The sequence below is a fragment of the Streptomyces sp. NRRL S-1022 genome, from assembly GCF_000720135.1.
Lineage (GTDB): Bacteria > Actinomycetota > Actinomycetes > Streptomycetales > Streptomycetaceae > Streptomyces.
Genome location: NZ_JOIU01000005.1, coordinates 60,968 through 77,997, shown reverse-complemented (window position 1 = coordinate 77,997; position 17,030 = coordinate 60,968). Strand labels below are relative to the sequence as shown.

At 71.7% G+C, this 17,030-nt stretch carries 21 protein-coding genes and 2 riboswitches; of the genes, 8 read left to right on the top strand and 13 right to left on the bottom strand.

Annotated features, from left to right (window positions below):
- Positions 1 to 2 precede the first annotated feature (2 nt).
- A complete protein-coding gene (locus IG05_RS0106400; protein WP_030339979.1) occupies positions 3 to 224 on the bottom strand; it encodes a CbtB domain-containing protein in 222 nt (73 codons plus the stop codon).
- 36 nt (positions 225 to 260) lie between these two features.
- Positions 261 to 404: riboswitch (cobalamin riboswitch) on the bottom strand.
- A gap of 295 nt (positions 405 to 699) precedes the next feature.
- Positions 700 to 1,347 carry a superoxide dismutase gene (locus IG05_RS0106395; protein ID WP_030339977.1) on the bottom strand — a complete coding sequence of 216 codons (648 nt, stop codon included), beginning with the start codon at positions 1,345 to 1,347 and terminating at the stop codon, positions 700 to 702.
- Positions 1,348 to 1,669: 322 nt separating this feature from the next.
- Between IG05_RS0106395 and IG05_RS0106390 the strand changes: the two genes are divergently transcribed.
- Both IG05_RS0106390 and IG05_RS0106385 read left to right on the top strand, forming a co-directional pair.
- Positions 1,670 to 2,392 (top strand): DUF998 domain-containing protein, encoded by a 723-nt coding sequence (locus tag IG05_RS0106390; protein ID WP_051789546.1) that lies wholly within the window; start codon positions 1,670 to 1,672, stop codon positions 2,390 to 2,392.
- A gap of 224 nt (positions 2,393 to 2,616) precedes the next feature.
- Positions 2,617 to 3,342 carry a lysophospholipid acyltransferase family protein gene (locus tag IG05_RS0106385; RefSeq protein WP_030339974.1) on the top strand — a complete coding sequence of 242 codons (726 nt, stop codon included), beginning with the start codon at positions 2,617 to 2,619 and terminating at the stop codon, positions 3,340 to 3,342.
- Between the two features lie 89 nt (positions 3,343 to 3,431).
- On the opposite strand, the gene IG05_RS0106380 is transcribed toward IG05_RS0106385, so the two are convergent.
- From IG05_RS0106380 to IG05_RS0106345, 8 genes are all read right to left on the bottom strand, one after another.
- Positions 3,432 to 5,027 (bottom strand): alpha/beta hydrolase, encoded by a 1,596-nt coding sequence (locus tag IG05_RS0106380; protein WP_030339972.1) that lies wholly within the window; start codon positions 5,025 to 5,027, stop codon positions 3,432 to 3,434.
- A 144-nt stretch (positions 5,028 to 5,171) separates the two neighbouring features.
- Positions 5,172 to 5,939, bottom strand: coding sequence for an urease accessory protein UreD (locus tag IG05_RS0106375; RefSeq protein ID WP_030339970.1), 768 nt, complete (start codon positions 5,937 to 5,939; stop codon positions 5,172 to 5,174).
- Complete coding sequence (gene ureG / locus IG05_RS0106370; protein ID WP_030339968.1) at positions 5,927 to 6,604, bottom strand: urease accessory protein UreG; 678 nt, start codon at positions 6,602 to 6,604, stop codon at positions 5,927 to 5,929. Before ureG ends, IG05_RS0106375 begins: the two co-directional genes overlap by 13 nt.
- Positions 6,605 to 6,684: 80 nt before the next feature.
- A complete protein-coding gene (locus tag IG05_RS0106365) occupies positions 6,685 to 7,359 on the bottom strand; it encodes an urease accessory protein UreF (protein WP_030339966.1) in 675 nt (224 codons plus the stop codon).
- Positions 7,360 to 7,369: 10 nt separating this feature from the next.
- Complete coding sequence (locus IG05_RS0106360) at positions 7,370 to 9,091, bottom strand: urease subunit alpha (protein ID WP_030339964.1); 1,722 nt, start codon at positions 9,089 to 9,091, stop codon at positions 7,370 to 7,372.
- A complete protein-coding gene (locus IG05_RS0106355) occupies positions 9,084 to 9,395 on the bottom strand; it encodes an urease subunit beta (protein WP_030339962.1) in 312 nt (103 codons plus the stop codon). Before IG05_RS0106355 ends, IG05_RS0106360 begins: the two co-directional genes overlap by 8 nt.
- Positions 9,396 to 9,405: 10 nt before the next feature.
- On the bottom strand, positions 9,406 to 9,708 hold the full coding sequence (locus tag IG05_RS0106350) for an urease subunit gamma (protein WP_030339960.1): 303 nt from the start codon (positions 9,706 to 9,708) through the stop codon (positions 9,406 to 9,408).
- Positions 9,709 to 9,934: 226 nt separating this feature from the next.
- Positions 9,935 to 10,213: a type II toxin-antitoxin system Phd/YefM family antitoxin gene (locus tag IG05_RS0106345; protein WP_030339959.1), complete on the bottom strand. Its 279-nt coding sequence runs from the start codon at positions 10,211 to 10,213 to the stop codon at positions 9,935 to 9,937.
- Between the two features lie 86 nt (positions 10,214 to 10,299).
- On the opposite strand from IG05_RS0106345, the gene IG05_RS0106340 reads away from it, so the two are divergent.
- From IG05_RS0106340 to IG05_RS0106330, 3 genes are all read left to right on the top strand, one after another.
- On the top strand, positions 10,300 to 10,935 hold the full coding sequence (locus tag IG05_RS0106340; RefSeq protein WP_030339958.1) for an ATP-dependent Clp protease proteolytic subunit: 636 nt from the start codon (positions 10,300 to 10,302) through the stop codon (positions 10,933 to 10,935).
- A 7-nt stretch (positions 10,936 to 10,942) separates the two neighbouring features.
- Positions 10,943 to 11,248 (top strand): hypothetical protein, encoded by a 306-nt coding sequence (locus IG05_RS0106335; RefSeq protein ID WP_030339956.1) that lies wholly within the window; start codon positions 10,943 to 10,945, stop codon positions 11,246 to 11,248.
- A 341-nt stretch (positions 11,249 to 11,589) separates the two neighbouring features.
- A riboswitch (cyclic di-AMP (ydaO/yuaA leader) is annotated at positions 11,590 to 11,822 on the top strand.
- Positions 11,823 to 11,825: 3 nt separating this feature from the next.
- On the top strand, positions 11,826 to 12,299 hold the full coding sequence (locus IG05_RS0106330) for a C40 family peptidase (RefSeq protein WP_030339954.1): 474 nt from the start codon (positions 11,826 to 11,828) through the stop codon (positions 12,297 to 12,299).
- A 7-nt stretch (positions 12,300 to 12,306) separates the two neighbouring features.
- Here the strand turns inward: IG05_RS0106330 and IG05_RS0106325 are convergent, their stop codons facing one another.
- Positions 12,307 to 12,924, bottom strand: a complete 618-nt coding sequence (locus IG05_RS0106325) for a LysE family translocator (protein ID WP_030339952.1) — start codon at positions 12,922 to 12,924, stop codon at positions 12,307 to 12,309.
- Positions 12,925 to 13,008: 84 nt separating this feature from the next.
- Between IG05_RS0106325 and IG05_RS0106320 the strand changes: the two genes are divergently transcribed.
- The gene (locus IG05_RS0106320) at positions 13,009 to 13,932 is read left to right on the top strand and encodes a LysR family transcriptional regulator (protein ID WP_030339951.1); all 924 of its coding nucleotides are present in this window, start codon (positions 13,009 to 13,011) and stop codon (positions 13,930 to 13,932) included.
- A gap of 54 nt (positions 13,933 to 13,986) precedes the next feature.
- Here IG05_RS0106320 and IG05_RS0106315 read toward each other — a convergent pair whose 3' ends face one another.
- Entirely contained in the window at positions 13,987 to 14,442 is a 456-nt protein-coding gene (locus tag IG05_RS0106315) for an ATP-binding protein (protein ID WP_030339949.1), read from the bottom strand.
- Positions 14,443 to 14,655: 213 nt separating this feature from the next.
- Between IG05_RS0106315 and IG05_RS0106310 the strand changes: the two genes are divergently transcribed.
- Positions 14,656 to 15,516: a helix-turn-helix domain-containing protein gene (locus IG05_RS0106310; RefSeq protein ID WP_030339947.1), complete on the top strand. Its 861-nt coding sequence runs from the start codon at positions 14,656 to 14,658 to the stop codon at positions 15,514 to 15,516.
- Positions 15,517 to 15,525: 9 nt separating this feature from the next.
- A complete protein-coding gene (locus IG05_RS0106305; protein WP_030339946.1) occupies positions 15,526 to 15,747 on the top strand; it encodes a DUF397 domain-containing protein in 222 nt (73 codons plus the stop codon).
- Between the two features lie 57 nt (positions 15,748 to 15,804).
- Here the strand turns inward: IG05_RS0106305 and IG05_RS0106300 are convergent, their stop codons facing one another.
- Complete coding sequence (locus tag IG05_RS0106300; RefSeq protein WP_030339944.1) at positions 15,805 to 16,932, bottom strand: 8-amino-7-oxononanoate synthase; 1,128 nt, start codon at positions 16,930 to 16,932, stop codon at positions 15,805 to 15,807.
- Positions 16,933 to 17,030 lie beyond the last annotated feature (98 nt).

Here is a 17,030-nt window from a genome sequence, read left to right as displayed (position 1 = left end):
CGTCAGTGGCAGGGGAAGCCGAGCAGGTGGCGGGCGTCGTGCACCCACTCGTGGACGTCGGTGCCGTTGAACACGGAGGTGGCACCCTGCTCCGCGCCGACGAAGTACAGCAGAACGAGCATGAGGATGCCGAAGAAGACCGCCCAGGGAGCTATCGCCTTCAGCGGCAGCGTGGCGGGAACGGCGGGGGTGGTGGTTGTCGGCTGGGCGACGGTCTGCGCCATGGCAGAACCTCCTCTGGGAGTTCGCGTCCCATCTCGGTGGTGCACAGGACGACGGCCACGGGTCTGACTCACCAGACACCCTGAGGGTGTCTCGCATACAGTGGCGCGACCGTGCCGGATTCCCACCGGCTTCCGTCTCGCCGTCGTCGATATCGGTCAGACCGTACCGCGTGACGCATGCACGGCCAAGACCGCGTCCGCCTGGCGCCATCCTGAGCGTGGTCGCGAAGTCCCGTGGCCGCCTTCGCCATGACCCGCCATCACACCCGGTCGGGCGCAGCGGTCAGTGCACGCGTTCACCGCACTGTGCCGGGAACAGGACGGCGCCGGGCGGCGGTTCACCCGGACGCCGTCCCGTCACCCGCAGGCACGCGTCAAGAGAGCCGTCCACTGTCGTGCCGTAGGACGGGTGCTACGCAACGACAGGACAAGGTGAGAAGACGATCACGAGCAGGACATCTGGTTGACCGCGTCCTCAGGGGCGCAGGAGCAGGCTGTCGCCGCGCTCCTTGGCGGCGGCGTAGCGCTTGGCCACGTCCTGCCAGTTGACGACCGCCCACATGGCCTCGATGAAGTCCACCTTCTGGTTCTTGTACTGCAGGTAGAAGGCGTGCTCCCAGGCGTCGAAGACCAGGATCGGGGTGGATCCCTGGCCGACGTTGCCCTGGTGGTCGTAGACCTGCTCCACGATGAGACGGCCGCTCAGCGGCTCGTACGCCAGTACGCCCCAGCCGGAGCCCTGCGTGGTGGCCGCGGCCTTGGACAGCTGCGCCTTGAAGCCGGCGAAGGAGCCGAAGGACTCGGTGATCGCGTCCGCCAGGTCACCGACGCCGTCCTGGGCCAGGGGCTCGCCGCCGCCGTCCTTCGGGCCGGTCATGTTCTGCCAGTAGATCGAGTGCAGGATGTGCCCGGAGAGGTGGAAGGCCAGGTTCTTCTCCAGGCCGTTGATCGAGCCCCACGACTCCTTGTCCCGTGCCTCGGCGAGCTGCTCGATCGTGTCGTTCGCGCCCTTGACGTAGGCCGCGTGGTGCTTGTCGTGGTGCAGCTCGATGATCTCGGGGCTGATCACGGGCGCGAGCGCCGCGTAGTCGTACGGAAGCTCCGGGAGCGTGTAAAGCGCCATGTCCAACATCCTCCGACGTTATTGCGAATGATATGCAGCTGCACGCTAACAGCAAGAACGGTACTTCGCGATCAGTCGTCGGACCTAGGACTTCAACGCGTCGGGTGTGAAGCCCAGCCCCGGCGGGACGGTTCGGCACGGATGCCGCTCCCGGCGTGCAGCCACCACCGCCACCGGTGTCCGGTCACGTCTCTTCCGTGTCGCCGCCCATCGACCGGGCTATGTCCACCGCCGTCCCAGGGCAGCCCGTTCCTCCGGGCGCGGTGGGGTCTCCCCCACCCTGGTCCAGGGGGCTTGTCGGAGTGCCCGAGCCCGGCGCCGCATGATCGGCTCTCCGTACGTGATCCGCGTGGCGGAAGGTGGACAGGTGAGAATCCGGATCGGGTATTCGGCATGGATCGTGGGCGTGGTGCAGTTCTTCGTCATCCATCGGATTGCCGAGTCGGCTTGGGCCAGACCGTACAGCTGGGCGGGGAACAACATCAGCGACTTGGGCAACGCCCACTGCGCTCTGCAGCCACATCCTGAGCCGCGGTACATCTGTTCACCCGACCACGGTCTGATGAATGGTGCGTTCGTCGCTCTGGGGGTGCTGCTGGCTGTCGGTGCCGCCCTGAGCGATGGTGCCCTCTGGCGCGGGGGACGGACCGCTGCCGTGGCCCGTCTGCTGCTCGCCGGTGCCGGCGTGGGATTCGTCCTGGCCGGGCTGGCTCCCGCGGACGTCAGTGAGAACCAGCATGTCCTGGGTGCCCTCTTCATCATGGCAGCGGGCAACATCGGTCTCGTCGTGGCGGGGTTCGGCCTGGCAGCACAGGTACCGACCTGCCTGCGGTGGGGCACCAGCCTGCTGGGAGCCGTGGCGATCACCGCCTTCGGGCTGTTCATCTCCCGTCACTATCTCGGTCTCGGCATGGGGGGTATGGAAAGGGTCGCCGCTCTTCCGCTCCTGTTCTGGGCGCTGGCTGCCGGCGTTCGCGGCCTTTTCCGCCCGGCGGGTCGTATGCAGGAGACGACGGCGGCAGAGCGTCTCAGCCGCGCTGGATGAGAGCTCGGACCACATGGAGGAATGTGCGGTCGGCTCCGGCTCGCCGGCAGGGCCACACGCCCGGCGCCTGACTATCCATCAGCCGACTCGGCAGAGGGTCAGCATGAGTGCGCCCCAACCTGGTTACAGATGACGACGGGCGCATATCGGCCCATGTCCGGGATGACTCGTTGACCTGGGAAGACGCCGGTCCCAAGGGGAGCTGGTGGAGTGAGGAGAGAGCCGTGTTCTACTACCTGCTCAAGTACGTGTTCCTGGGTCCGCTGCTGAGACTGGTCTTCCGGCCGCGGATCGAAGGTCTGGAGCACGTGCCCGCGTCGGGGCCGGCCATCGTCGCCGGGAACCACCTGTCCTTCTCCGACCACTTCCTGATGCCGGCGATGCTCAAGCGTCGCATCACCTTCCTCGCCAAGGCGGAGTACTTCACCGGGCCCGGGGTGAAGGGCCGGCTCACCGCGTTCTTCTTCCGCAGCGCCGGGCAGATCCCGGTGGACCGCTCCGGCAAGGAGGCGGGGCAGGCGGCGATCCGTGAGGGTCTCGCGGTGCTGCGCAAGGGCGAACTGCTCGGCATCTATCCGGAGGGCACCCGTTCGCACGACGGCAGGCTGTACAAGGGGAAGGTCGGCGTCGCCGTGATGGCGCTCCGGGCGGGGGCCCCCGTGGTGCCCTGCGCGATGATCGGCACGTTCGAGGCGCAGCCGCCCGGCAAGGTGGTCCCCCGGATCCGCCCGGTGACCATCCGCTTCGGCGAACCCCTCGACTTCTCCCGCTACGCCGGCATGGAGAACGAGAAGACCGTACTGCGGGCGGTCACGGACGAGATCGTCTACGCGATCCTCACGCTGTCCGGACAGGAGTACGTCGACGAGTACGCGGCCGATGTGAAGGAGCGGCAGGCGGCGGAGCAGCGGGCCCGGGAGCGCCGCTTCCCGCGGGCGCCGCTGGTCTGACGCCCGGCGACGGGGCGGGGGCGGGGCGGCGGTATGCCGAAGGGGCGGCCGGACAGGTCCGGCCGCCCCTCGTCACCGTACCGGTGCGGTTACGGCTGGGGCGTGGCGTGCGGGGCGCAGGTCACGTCCTTGGCGTCCAGCTTGCCGTCGACCAGGTAGGCGTCGACGCGCTGGTTGATGCAGGGGTTGACCAGGCCGGTCACACCGTGGGAGCCCGCGTCCTTCTCGGTGATCAGACGGGAGCCCTTGAAGCGCTTGTGCAGTTCGACGGCGCCCTCGTACGGGGTGGCGGCGTCCCGGGTGGACTGCACGATCAGGACCTTCGGCAGGCCCTTGTGGGTCGTGACGTCGATCGGCGTGTGCTGCTTGGCCGACCAGGTGGCGCACGGGAGGTTCATCCAGGCGTTGGCCCAGGTCAAGAAGGGGTTGCTCGCATTGAGCCGGGTGTTGTCCCGGTCCCACTTCCGCCAGCTGGTGGGCCACTTGGCGTCGGCGCACTCGACGGCCGTGTAGACGGCGTTGCTGTTCTCCGCGGCGATGTTGCCCGCGGTGTCCGACAGGTCCGGGGCGGCCGCGTCGACCAGCGCCTGCGTGTCACCGGCGAAGTACTTGCTGAACACGGTGGCGACCGGCACCCACGAGGAGTCGTAGTACGGCGCGCCCTGGAAGAAGGAGATCAGCTCGGCCGGGCCGACGACCCCGCCGATCGGGTGCTTCTTCGCGGCGGCCCGCAGCTCAAGCCACTTGGCCTGGACGGCGGCGCGGGTGGTGCCGAGGTGGAAGGCGGCATCGTTGGCGGCGACCCAGTCCTGCCAGTCCTTCCAGCGGCCCTCGAAGGCGACGTCCTGGTCCAGGTTGGCCTGGTACCAGATCTTCTCCCGCGACGGGTCGACCACGCTGTCCACGATCATGCGGCGCAGGTGGCCCGGGAAGAGGGTGCCGTAGACGGCGCCCAGGTAGGTGCCGTAGGACACGCCGAGGTAGTTGAGCTTCTTCTCGCCCAGCGCGGCACGGATGACGTCCAGGTCGCGGGCGGTGTTCGGCGTGGTCATGTGCGGCAGCATCGCGCCGCTGCGCTCGGCGCAGCCGTCCGCGTACGCGCGGGCCAGCTTGCGCTGCGCGGACTTGTCGGCCCGGCTGTCCGGGACCGGGTCCATCTTGGGCGCCTTGACGAACTCCTGCGGGTCGATGCAGGAGATGGGCGTCGAGTGGCCGACGCCGCGCGGGTCGAAGCCGACGAAGTCGTAGGCCTTGGCGACGTTCGCCCAGATGGCGTTCTTGGTGGTGACCCGGCGCGGGAAGCGCAGGCCGGAGCCGCCGGGACCGCCCGGGTTGTAGACGAGCGCGCCCTGGCGCTCCTTCTTGGTTCCGGTGTTGCCGATGCGGTCCACGGCGAGCTTGATCTGCTTGCCGTAGGGGTGGGCGTAGTCGAGCGGCACGCTGACCCAGCCGCACTGGATGGGCTTCTCCAGCCCCCAGTCGGCCGGGCAGTCCTGCCACTTGACGCCCGCCTTGGCGGCGCGGGCGGCGGCTGTCTCCGCGCCCTTGGCCTCCCGGTCCGGCGCGGTGCGCCCGACGGCGCCGGCCGTGGGCGCCGACACGACGCCGGCGATCAGGGTGGCGGTGACGAGTGCTCCGGCGGAACCGAGTGCCAACAGGCGGCTCTTCGGTCTGTTCTCCCTCAAGTGGGCCCCTCCCCGTACCTCGCTGTGAGTGGTCAGGCGGGGATCCTCTCGGCTGTGGGGCCGCTGAGAACAGGGTTTGCCGGGCTTCTTTACCAATCCGATAACCGGATGATCATGTTCGGGTCGCGGACCGCCGTCCCTGGCTCAGTCGAGCCTGGTCAGCGCCTCGTCCAGGAGCCGCCGCAGTCGCAGGGCGTCCGGGGCGACGGCACTGACCAGAACCGCCGGGCCGGCCAGCGGGACCAGGGCCGCGCACTCCCCCAGCACCTGCGCCTCCACCGCGTGCTGTGCGAACTCCGGTCGCACGACGACGAGTTGGCCCACCGCCCGGCACCCGGCCAGCACCGCCGGCCCGTCCCAGCCGCCCGGTGCGCCGGGACCGCAGGACAGCTCCTGGTCCAGTACGGTACGGCCCGCGACCCGCACGGTCAGCCGGCTGGTGAGCCGGCCCGGCTGTTCCCCGGTGCGCCCCAGCACCTGCTCCTCGCGGAGCACCAACCGGGCGCCGGCGCCGAGTTCGGCCCGGGTGGTGACGCGCAGGTCGCTGCCGTCGGCGGAGATCAGCTGCTCGGGCAGCCAGTGCAGGGCGGCCCCGTCGGCCACGTCGAGCCGGACGTCGTAGCGGGCTTCGCCCTTGGCCTGGCCCGGCAGGGCGAGGGTGGCGGCGGCGGATCCGACGTGCAGCCGGGCGCCCTCCTCCACCCGGGCGGACAGCGTGAAGCGGTCACCGCCGAGCGGTCCGCTCATCGCGCCGACGACCATGACCTTCGTCTCCGGTCCGGTCGACCGGGTGCGGCGCAGCGCCAGCGGGCCCTCGCCGTCCAGGACGGGCAGGGCCGTACCGCCGCGGCCGTCGGCGCGGGCGACGATCCGGGCGTGCGCCCGGACCCCGGTGACGGTCACGCCGTCCACGCGGCGAGCCGCTCACGGACCCACGCGGCCACGTCCGCGACCCCCCGCTCGCCGCGCAACGACTGCAGGACGACGGGGAGTCCGGCCCGCTGCGCCTTGGCGTCGGCGGCCATCCGGGCGAGGTCGGAGCCGACGTGGGGGGCGAGGTCGGTCTTGTTGACGACGAGCAGGTCGGCGGTGGTGACGCCGGGGCCGCCCTTGCGCGGGATGTCGTCGCCGCCGGCCACGTCGATGACGAAGACCTGGGCGTCCACGAGCCCCTTGGAGAAGGTGGCGGTGAGGTTGTCGCCGCCGGACTCCACGAGGATCAGGTCGAGCGGGCCGACCGCGTCCTCCAGGTCCTCGACGGCTTCCAGGTTGGCGGAGATGTCGTCACGGATCGCGGTGTGCGGACAGGCGCCCGTCTCGACGGCGGTGATCCGCTCGGGCGGCAGCACGGCCTCCCGGAGCAGGAACTCGGCGTCCTCACGCGTGTAGATGTCGTTGGTCACGACCGCGAGGGACAGCTCGTCGCGCAGCGCCCGGCAGAGTGCGGCGACGGTGGCGGTCTTGCCGGACCCGACGGGGCCGCCGAGCCCGATGCGCAGGGCGCGGCGGGTGCCGTCGGGACGGCGGGCGTCCGCGCTGACGGCGGCGGGACCGGAGTGCGTGTGGTCGAGATGCATGTACGGCTCCTTGTGCGAGCGGCCCGGTGCCGGCGGGGCCGCTGTTCCTGCGGGGAAGTCGGTTCGGCGGGTGGGCGGGGTCAGGACGCGAACAGCCGCACGGGCCAGGCGGCGTGGGCCTCGGCCATGACCTCCAGCAGCGGTGCCGAGGCCGCCGGCAGGGCGTCGGCACCCTCGACGGCCACCCTGCGCGCCGCCTCCACCGCGGTGTCCGCGACGCGGTCCAGCTCGGGCGCCAGCCGGGCGAGGACCCCGGTCGCGTCGAACGGGTCGAGGCTCAGCAGCCGTACGGTGGCCGTCGCCGGTCCGCTGACGCTCTCGTACGCCGCGCAGTGCGCCGCGTCCTCGGGTCCGAGTCCGGCCGCGCGGGCGGCGAGGCCGAGCACCACCGGCTGGTGGGCACCCTTGGGGAACCGCCGGGCCACGGCGTCCAGTTCGGCGGAGGGCCAGGTCGCCCGGGCGGCCCGCAGCAGCTGCCGGCCGAGGCGCCGGGCGGCGGCCCGCAGGGCCGGTGACGGGGTGCGGGCGTCGGCCGCCGCGTCCAGCACGGCGGGATCGGCGCCGAGCACGGCCGCCGCCGCGAGGGCCCCCGCGACCAGCCCGGCGGTGTGCAGCCGGCCCCGGCAGAAGTCCTCCAGGCTCGCGGCGTCGGTGATGCGACCGGCCTTGACGGCGGCCTCCGCCCCGCCGGAGTGCGCGTGCCCTCCGGCGGGGAAGCGGCCGTCGGCCAGGACGAGGAGTGCTGCCCGTGACATCACGCCGTCCCTAGAAGAGGAAGTAGCGCTGGGCCATGGGCAGTTCGACGGCCGGCGTGGCCTCGACCAGCTCGCCGTCGATGTGCACGGCGAAGCTGTCGGGGTCGATCCGGACGTCCGGCAGGGCGTCGTTCTCCCGCATGTCGGCCTTGGTGACCGCGCGCGTGGACTCGATCGCCGCGAACCGCTTGCCGAGGGCCAGCCGCTCCGGCAGCCCGTCCTCGATCGCCAGGCCCGCCACGAAGTTGACGGAGTTGGCGGCGGGGGCCCGGCCGATGGCGCCGTACATCGGGCGGGGCAGGATCGGCTGCGGGGTGGGGATGGACGCGTTGGCGTCGCCCATCTGCGCGTACGCGATCTGCCCGCCCTTGATGACGAGGAGCGGCTTGACCCCGAAGAACGCTGGCTCCCACAGCACCAGGTCGGCGAGCTTGCCGGTCTCGACGGAGCCGATCTCGGCGGCGAGGCCCTGGGCGAGCGCCGGGTTGATCGTGTACTTGGCGACATAGCGCCGTACCCGGTGGTTGTCGGCGCGGCCGTCGCCGGGCAGCGCGCCCCGCCGGCGCTTCATGACGTGCGCGGTCTGCCAGGTGCGCAGGACGACCTCGCCCACCCGGCCCATGGCCTGGGAGTCGGAGGAGATGATCGAGATGGCGCCGAGGTCGTGCAGGATGTCCTCCGCGCCGATGGTGGACGGGCGGATCCGGGACTCCGCGAAGGCGAGGTCCTCGGGGACGGCGGGGTTGAGGTGGTGGCACACCATCAGCATGTCGAGGTGTTCCTCGGTCGTGTTGACGGTGAAGGGCCGGGTCGGGTTGGTGGAGCTGGGCAGCACGTTCGGCCGCGAGACCACCGTCATGATGTCGGGCGCGTGGCCGCCGCCGGCACCCTCGGTGTGGTACGAGTGGATGCCCCGGCCCGCGATCGCGGCGAGGGTGTCGCCGACGAAGCCGGCCTCGTTGAGGGTGTCGGTGTGGATGGCGACCTGGATGCCGGTGCGGTCGGCGACGGTCAGCGCGGCGTCGATGACGGCCGGCGTGGAGCCCCAGTCCTCGTGCAGTTTCAGGCCGACGGCGCCGCCGCGGATCTGGGAGAGCATCGCCTCGTGGCTGACGGTGTTGCCCTTGCCGAGGAAGCCGACGTTGACCGGGTAGGCCTCCATCGCCTCCAGCATCCGGGCCAGGTGCCAGGGGCCGGGGGTGACGGTGGTGGCCTTGGAGCCCTCGGCGGGGCCGGTGCCGCCGCCCACCAGCGTGGTGATGCCGGAGGCCAGCGCCTCGTCGGCGACCTGCGGGCAGATGAAGTGGACGTGCGCGTCGATGGCGCCGGCGGTGAGGATGCGCCCGTTGCCCGCGATGATCTCGGTCTCGGGGCCGATGACGAGGTCCGGGTGGACGCCGTCCATGGTGTCCGGGTTGCCGGCCTTGCCGAGCGCGGTGATCCGGCCGTCGCGGATGCCGACGTCGGCCTTGACGATGCCCCAGTGGTCGACGACGACGGCGCCGGTGATCACGGTGTCGGGGGTGCCCTCGGCGCGGGTGGCGCGGGACTGGCCCATGGACTCGCGGATGACCTTGCCGCCGCCGAAGACCGCCTCGTCGCCCGAACCGCCGGGCCCGCCGGAGCGGTCCTCCTCGATCTCGATCAGCAGGTCGGTGTCGGCGAGCCGGATCCGGTCGCCGGTGGTGGGGCCGAACAGGTCGGCGTAGGCGGCGCGGGAGATCTCAGGCATCGAGGGCACCTCCGGTCTCCCCGCGCAGCCCGGGCACGATGCGGGCGCCGCTCAGGGGCACGAGCTCGACCTCCACGGGGATGCCGGGCTCGAAGCGGACGGCGGTGCCCGCGGCGACGTTCAGCCGCTTGCCGCGGGCGGCGGCGCGGTCGAAGTCCAGGCCCGGGTTGGCCTCGGCGAAGTGGTAGTGGGAGCCGACCTGGACGGGCCGGTCGGCGGCGTTGAGGACGGTCAGCCGGGTGACCTCGCGGCCCTCGTTGCAGACGACGGGGTCCTGCGCGAACAGGATCTCTCCGGGAATCATCGCGGCCCCCTCAGATGATCGGCTCGTGCACGGTGACGAGCTTGGTGCCGTCCGGGAAGGTGGCCTCCACCTGGACGTCGTGGATCATCTCCGGGACCCCGTCCATGACGTCGTCCCTGGTGAGGATCTTGCGGCCGGAGGACATCAGTTCGGCGACGGTGCGGCCGTCGCGCGCACCCTCAAGAATGTGCGACGTGATGAGGGCGACCGCTTCCGGGTGGTTGAGCCTGAGCCCGCGGGCCCTGCGCTTCTCGGCCACGTCGGCCGCCACGTGGATCAGCAGCCTCTCTTGCTCGTGCGGGGTCAGTTGCACGTCCCACCTCACAGTCCTTGCTCCGGACCGTGCGGGGTCCGGCTGCCGCAGCCACCGCGACGGGGACAGGTGTAACACACAGACAAATCCCCGGATCGTCGTCAATCCGGGCAGAAAAACCCCTGGTGGCGTGGATCGGCAGGCTAGAGCGCCGGAGTTTCAACGACGTTAACCAGACCTTGATCCACTCATGACCGGCCGATGGGATCCGCCAGAGGCGGGCGGGTCAGGGCGCGCCCGGCCCGCGGTGCTCCGCGGCGATCCCGAAGCGCTGCCGGTCGCGGGGCGGGGAGCCGGCCTCGTGGACGTGGGACACCGAGCTGACGACCTGTTCCCCGGCCGGCTCGTCGAGCGCGTCGAGCCGCTCCAGGTCGGCGGCCGAGACCAACGCGACCAGCGGCTTGCCGTGCCGGGTCACGACGACGCGCTCACCGCCGTACACGACGCGGTTGATCAGGTCGGCGAGTTCAGCCCTGGCTTGCGTCACCGGAATCTCGTAGGCCATACCTCCATCATAACGTCACGTACGTCCTGTACATTTTTTACGGAAGTCGAGCCCTAGGGGGCTTCGTCATGAGGAGGGGTATGTCCATGCACCGACCGGCCGCCCGCCGTGTGCTGCCCGAGTTCGGCGAGCGCACCGGGAACGCCGTCCGCACGCTCGACCCGTACGCGAAGCTGTTCGAGGACCGGATCGTCTTCCTCGGCACCCCGGTCGACAACGCGGCCACGAGCGATGTGACCGCGCAGCTGATGTACCTGGAACACGCGGCGCCGGACCGGGACATCACGCTGTACGTGAACTCGCCGGGTGGCTCCTTCGACGCCATGGCGGCGATCTACGACACGATGCGGTACGTCAGCTGTGACGTGGCGACCTACTGCCTGGGCCAGGCGGGCGCCTCGGCCGCGGTGCTGCTCGCGGCCGGCGCCCCCGGCAAACGGTTCGCGCTGCCCGGCGCCCGCATGGTGCTCGGGCAGCCCGGGCTGCCCGAGCCGGTGCGCGGGCAGCCCAGCGACCTGCTCATCCAGGCCGAGGAGTTGGCCCGGATCCGGGCGACGCTGGAGCGGATGCTCGTCCGGCACACGGGGCGCACCGTCGAGCAGGTGCACGAGGACCTCGAACGTGACCTGATCCTGGACGCCGCCGGGGCCGTCGCCTACGGTCTGGTGGACGGCATCGTGCCCGGCCGCCGGGACACGCCCCGCGCACCGGACGCGAGGTGAGCCGCCCGTGCTGCCGGACCTCCCGCCGCTGCCGGCGCTGACCCGCGCCGAGGGCGAGCTGATCGACCGTTACCTGGAGGCCGTCGACCTGCTGGGCCGTATCAACCCGGCCCGGCCCGGGGACACCTACGGCGGACTGCGGGCGGCCCAGGCGCTGGTGCGCAAGGCGGCAGAGCTGCGCGACGCGCTCGCGCTGATGCACCGGCGGGGCGAGACGGAGCTGCACGGGGACACGCTGGCACGGGCATTGCGGGTGCTCGACGGTGAGCGCCGGGCCGCTCGCGTCGCGCTCCCGCCGGACGGTGCCGGCTGAGGCGGACACCCGTCCGGCCCGGTGGGCCCCGGGCGTCGACGCGCGTCGTTCGGACGGGGGATGAAATGCCCCGAACGACGTACGTCCGACCGGTGTACTTCCAGATCGTTTTCCGGGCTTCCCGAGTTGCGCGGCGCGCGGATCCATGAGCCACCGGGAGACGCTTCGTCCCAGGTCGCGGGCTACGTACGGAACTTGACGGAGGCTCGAACGGAACAGTGTCCACCCGAACGGGTGAGTGGTGAGTAACGCCACAAATCCCCGATTCCGTTGGGATTTTCGGACAGTAGTGAGTCAAGATCCCTGTCTGACGACAAGCCCCCGCCACCGCGGCGGGGCGGTCCGGGCGGACGCCGAGTCCTGCCGCCGCCCGGATGACCGGTCGACAGGAGTGGATCGGCAGGAGTGGAGGACCCAGGCAAGACGGGTCGCCGGACCGGATGTACGTCCGTTCGAGACGGATGGGCATCAGGCTCCGAGCAGCCCTTGGGGTGAAGCCGCGGCAACGCGGCCGGGCAACTTCGCCAGCCCGAATCCGACAGGTCATCCTTCACAGGCGGCTGACGAAGGGTTGCGCATGACTGCGCTCAATCGTGTCCCGTCGCTGATGGCCCGGGCCGGCACGGCCTCGGCTCTCACCCTCGCCGCCGTGGGCGGCTCGATCGCGGTGCCCGGCCTCGCCACCGACGCCTCCGCCGCGACCATGGCGACGAAAGCACTCAAGGTCGCGGCCTCCAAGAAGGGCGCCCCGTACGCGTGGGGAGCGACCGGCCCGCGCAGGTTCGACTGCTCGGGGCTGACGCTCTACTCGTACAAGAAGGTCGGCAAGAAGCTGCCGCGCACCGCCGCCCAGCAGTACAACAAGACGCACCACATCTCCGCCCGCAGCCGCAAGGCGGGCGACCTGGTCTTCTTCCACTCGGGTTCCAGCGTCTACCACGTGGGCATCTACGCCGGCCACGGGAAGATCTGGCACGCCCCGAAGACGGGGGACGTCGTGAAGCTCCAGAAGATCTGGACGAAGAGCGTCTGGTACGGCCGGGTCAGCTGATCCGCCGTCAGGCCAGGAGCGGCTCCAGCAGCAGGGCCGCTCCGAGCGCCGTCAGCGCCACCCCGGTGCCCGCCTGGAGTCCACGGGCGGCCCGGGGCCGGCGCAGCCACCTGCCGAGCCGCTCCACCAGCAGGGCGACCAGCTGGAACCAGGCCAGCGCCAGCGTGCAGACGATCAGCGCGAGCAGCAGGGTCCGGGGCAGCGCGGGGCTGCCCGCGGGCACGAACTGCGGCAGCAGGCTCAGGAAGGTCAGCGAGGCCTTCGGATTGAGCACGTTGGTGACGAACCCCTGCCGGAGCGGGTGGGCGGCCCCGGCAGCGGTCTCCCCGGGGGCACCGGCGGGCCGTCGCAGCGTCCACAGGGCGCGCAGCCCGAGGTGCAGCACATAGGCGCCGCCGAGCAGCTGCAGGGCCCGGAACAGCGCGGGTACGGCGACCAGGACGGCGGCGACGCCGGCCACCGCCAGGGTGGTGTGCACCAGGAGCCCGCCGGCGATGCCGAGCCCGCAGACCGCGCCGGCCCGGCGCGAGACGAGCGCGTTGCGTACGACCACTGCGAAGTCCGCGCCCGGCATGGCGACCAGGCCGGCGGCGATGCCGGTGAAGGCGATGAGCTGTCCGTCCATGCCGCCCAGCCTGCCCCGTCGGAGCCTTCAGCAGGTATGTCGAATGAACAGGGTCTGGCTTAAGCAGTGCTTTAGGCTGAGGCCATGTACGACCCGATCCGGCTCGCCGCGCTCGTCGCGGTCGCGGAGGCCGGTTCGATCACCCGGGCCGCCGACCGGCTCGGCTACACGCCGCCCGCGCTCTCCCAGCAGCTGGCCAAGCTGGAGCGGGAGGCAGGCACGGCGCTGCTGGTGCGTCACCACCGCGGGGCCCGGCTGACGGAGGCGGGCGAGGTGCTGGTGGCCCACGCCCGGAGGGTGCTCGACGAGCTGGAGCGGGCGCGGCACGAACTGGCGCGGCTGACCGGGCTCACCGGCGGCGCGCTGCGGCTCGGCACCTTCCCGACCGCGGGGGTGCACCTGCTGCCGCCGGCGCTGAGCGCGTTCCGCCGGGCGCATCCCGACGTACGTCTGTCGGTCGCGGACTACGACCCGCCGGCGGGGGTCACCGCGGTGGCCGCCGGCGAGGTGGACCTGGCGCTCACCCACACCTACCACCCGGCCGAGCCCGTCCCGGTGCCGACGGCGGTGCGGTTGGAGCCGGTGCTGGTGGAGGAGCTGGTGCTGGTGACCGCGCCGGGGCACGCGCTCGGCAGTTCCTCCTCGCGGCTGCCGCTGGCGGAGCTGGCCGGGCAGCCGCTGATCAGCATGGCGCCGCACCACCAGGCCCGGCGGGAGATCGAGGCGCTGCTCGCCGAGGCGGGTGCCACACCGGCGCTGCTGGTGCCGACCCCCGGGTATGCCGTGGTGTGCGCGCTGGTCAGTGCCGGGCTGGGGGTGGCGGTCGTACCGGAGATGGTGGCGCGGACCGCGACCACGCCGGTGGGGGTGCGGCCCCTGGAGGGCGGCCGGCTGCGGCGGACCATCTCGGTGGCGTACCGCGCGGAGGAGACGAACCCGGCCGCGGACGCCTTCCGCGCGCTGCTGCGAGGGGCGTTCGGGCGGGCGGGGAGAAGCACGGGTGCCTGAGCACCCCGGTCCGTGGGCCACCGGCGCGGCACCGGGGTGGCCCGTCCGGAGGGCCTAGGGCTCCTGCTGGCCCGCCGGGACCGGGGCGGCCGGGCTGCTCCAGGGGAGTTCGATGGAGACCGTCTTGCCACCCTCGCGGGTGGGGCGGATGCGGAGTCTGCCGCCGCACTCGGCGGTGAGCCAGCGGATGATGACCATGCCGCGCCCGTTGTCCTGCTGGACGGCGGCGGGCAGTCTCTTCGGGAGGCGGGGATGGCTGTCCGTGACGCCGATGCGCAGGTGTTCGTCATGGTGCAGCGCGATGTCGACCGTGAAGGTGGGTGACTGTCCGAAGGTGTGCTGTACGGCGTTCGTGGCGAGTTCGGAGACGATGAGCCGGACGGTGTCGGCCGTCTCGGTGTCCGACGGCAGACCCCACTCCGCCAGGGTGCCCACGACGTAGGAGCGGGCGGCGGAGACCGAGGCGGGGGCGCTCGGCAGAGTGACGGATGCTTCCAGGTGGTCTGCCATGGCGACGTCGTCCCTTTCCCACGGGACCGCGGTCCGACAGACGGCGGGGGGTTCGAGTACGGTCCCGGACTGGTGCTTGCTCGCCAGACTGCCACCACCGGGCCGGTCACGGGATGCCATCCACCAAGATATGCATATATCTGTCGCCCGAAGCGGTGAACTCTGCGACGAGAGACCGTATGTGGGCGGCCCGGAAGGAGTAAGGAGAAGCCCATGCAGAACGGTCCGGCGGTAAGGCGCCGCAAACTGGGCGCCGAACTGCGCATGCTGCGTACCGGCGCCGGGCTCACGAGCGGTGACGCGGCCCGGCTGGTCGGCTGGCACCAGTCGAAGGTGAGCCGTATCGAGACCGGTGCCAGCGGGGTGAAACCGGCCGATCTGCGGTTACTGCTGGACGCCTACGGGGTGCGGGACAGGCAGCTGCGCGAGTTGCTGCTGATGCTGGCGGGGTCGGAGGACGCGGGCAGCCGGCACCGCTGGTGGCACGCCTACCGCGGGGTGCTGCCGCCCACGTACCGCGATTTCATCAGCCTGGAGTCGCAGGCCGGCGCGATGCGCACCCTGGAGACCACGGTGGTGCCCGGGCTGCTGCAGACCGCCGAGTACGCCCGCGCGGTGACCCGGGCGGCCGTGAAGGACCTGGACGAGGAGCGCCTGGACACTCTGGTGGAGGTGCGTCTGGCCAGGCAGGACGTGCTCCGTTCGGACCCGCCGCTGGTGCTGAGCGCCGTACTGGACGAGGCGGTGCTGCGCCGCGAGGTGGGCGGTCCGGAGGTGATGGCCCGGCAGCTGGAGCGGCTGATGGAGGCGGCGCGCCTGCCCCAGGTACGGCTGCAGGTCCTGCCGTTCGCCGCGGGAGCGCATGTCGGCCTCACCGGGCCTTTCGTTATCTTCTCATTTCCGAGCACTTCTGATCTGGACGTGGTTGTTCTCGACCAGTTGACGAGTAGCCTCTACCTGGAACGGAAAGAAGACCTCAAGGCCTACTCCGAGGCCTTCAACACCCTTCAGTTCCACGCCCTTTCCCCCGAGGAATCGTTGGACTACATCGCCGGGATAGGTGACGGCGCGTAAGGAGGCACCATGTCAGTACTGCCTCGGAACGTCCCTGCCAGTACCGACCTGCACGAGGTGCGCTGGCTGCGCAGCAGCTACAGCACCGGAGCCAACAACTGCGTGGAGACGGCACGGCCGCGCTCCGGCCCCGCGGCCGGACTGCTCGCCGTGCGCGACTCGAAGCAGCCGACCGGACCCGCCCTGCTCTTCTCCCACAGGAGCTGGACGGGTTTCCTGACCGCACTCTGATCAGAACCGATCAGTATCTGACCACTCTCGGGCGACACACGGCCGTGTCACGCCGACTCATGGTCGCGTTTCGCCGATAACTCGTACAGCGCGCTCGATCTCCGCCCCGGTGAGGTCCGCGCGGGCGGTCAGCCTCAGCCGCGAGATGCCGTCGGGCACGGAGGGAGGGCGGAAACAGCCCACGGCCAGCCCTGCCGTACGGCAGTCGGCCGCCCAGCGCACCGCCTGCTCCGGGGACGGAGCCCGCACGGAGACCACCGCGGCGTCCGGACGTACCGCTTCCAGACCCGCGGCGGTCAGCCGCGCGTGCAGTTCCGCGGCCACCTCGCGGGCCCGCGCCGCCCGGCCGGGTTCGCGCTCCAGCAGCCGCAGCGCCGCCAGCGCGGCACCGGCCGCCGCCGGCGCCAGACCGGTGTCGAAGATGAACGTCCGGGCCGCGTTGACCAGGTGGTCGACCACCCGGGCCGGCCCCAGCACCACCCCGCCCTGACTGCCCAGCGACTTGGACAGGGTGGCCGTGACCACCACGTCCTCGGCGCCCGCCAGCCCGGCCGCGTACGGCGCGCCCCGGCCGCCGTCACCCAGGACGCCCAGTCCGTGCGCGTCGTCCACGACCAGTCCCGCGCCGTGCTCGCGGCAGGCCGCGGCCAGCTCGGCCAGCGGGGCCTCGTCTCCGTCGACGGAGAACACCGTGTCGGACACGACGATCGCCGGACCCCCGTGCCCGGCCAGGGCCTTGCGCACGGCCTCGGGATCGGCGTGGCCCACGACCTGCCGCTCGCCCCGGGCGAGCCGGCAGCCGTCGATGAGGGAGGCGTGGTTGCCCGCGTCGGACACGATCAGCGCACCGTGCGGACCGAGCGCGGTGACCGCGGCCAGGTTGGCGGCGTACCCGGAGGAGAACACCAGGGCCGCCTCGAAGCCGCAGAACTCCGCGAGCGCGCGCTCCAGCTCCGTGTGCAGCCCGGTGGTGCCGGTGACCAGCCGGGACCCGGTGGAGCCGCCGCCCCAGGTGCGGGCGGCCGCGGCCGCGCCCTCGGTGACCTCCGGGTGGCGGGCCAGGCCCAGGTAGTCGTTGCTCGCCAGGTCCAGCAGCGGCGAGTCGGCGGGGCGCGGGCGCAGGGTGCGCACGAGTCCGGCGCGACGGCGCGCCTCGGCCTGCTCGTCGATCCAGCCGAACACCATGGGTCCTCCGGTGCTTTTGTAGGTAGCGGACAGACCCTAGCGGTACGACCAGTCACCCAGGGTGTGGCAATACCCACACGGTGAACCGGCTCCGTTGT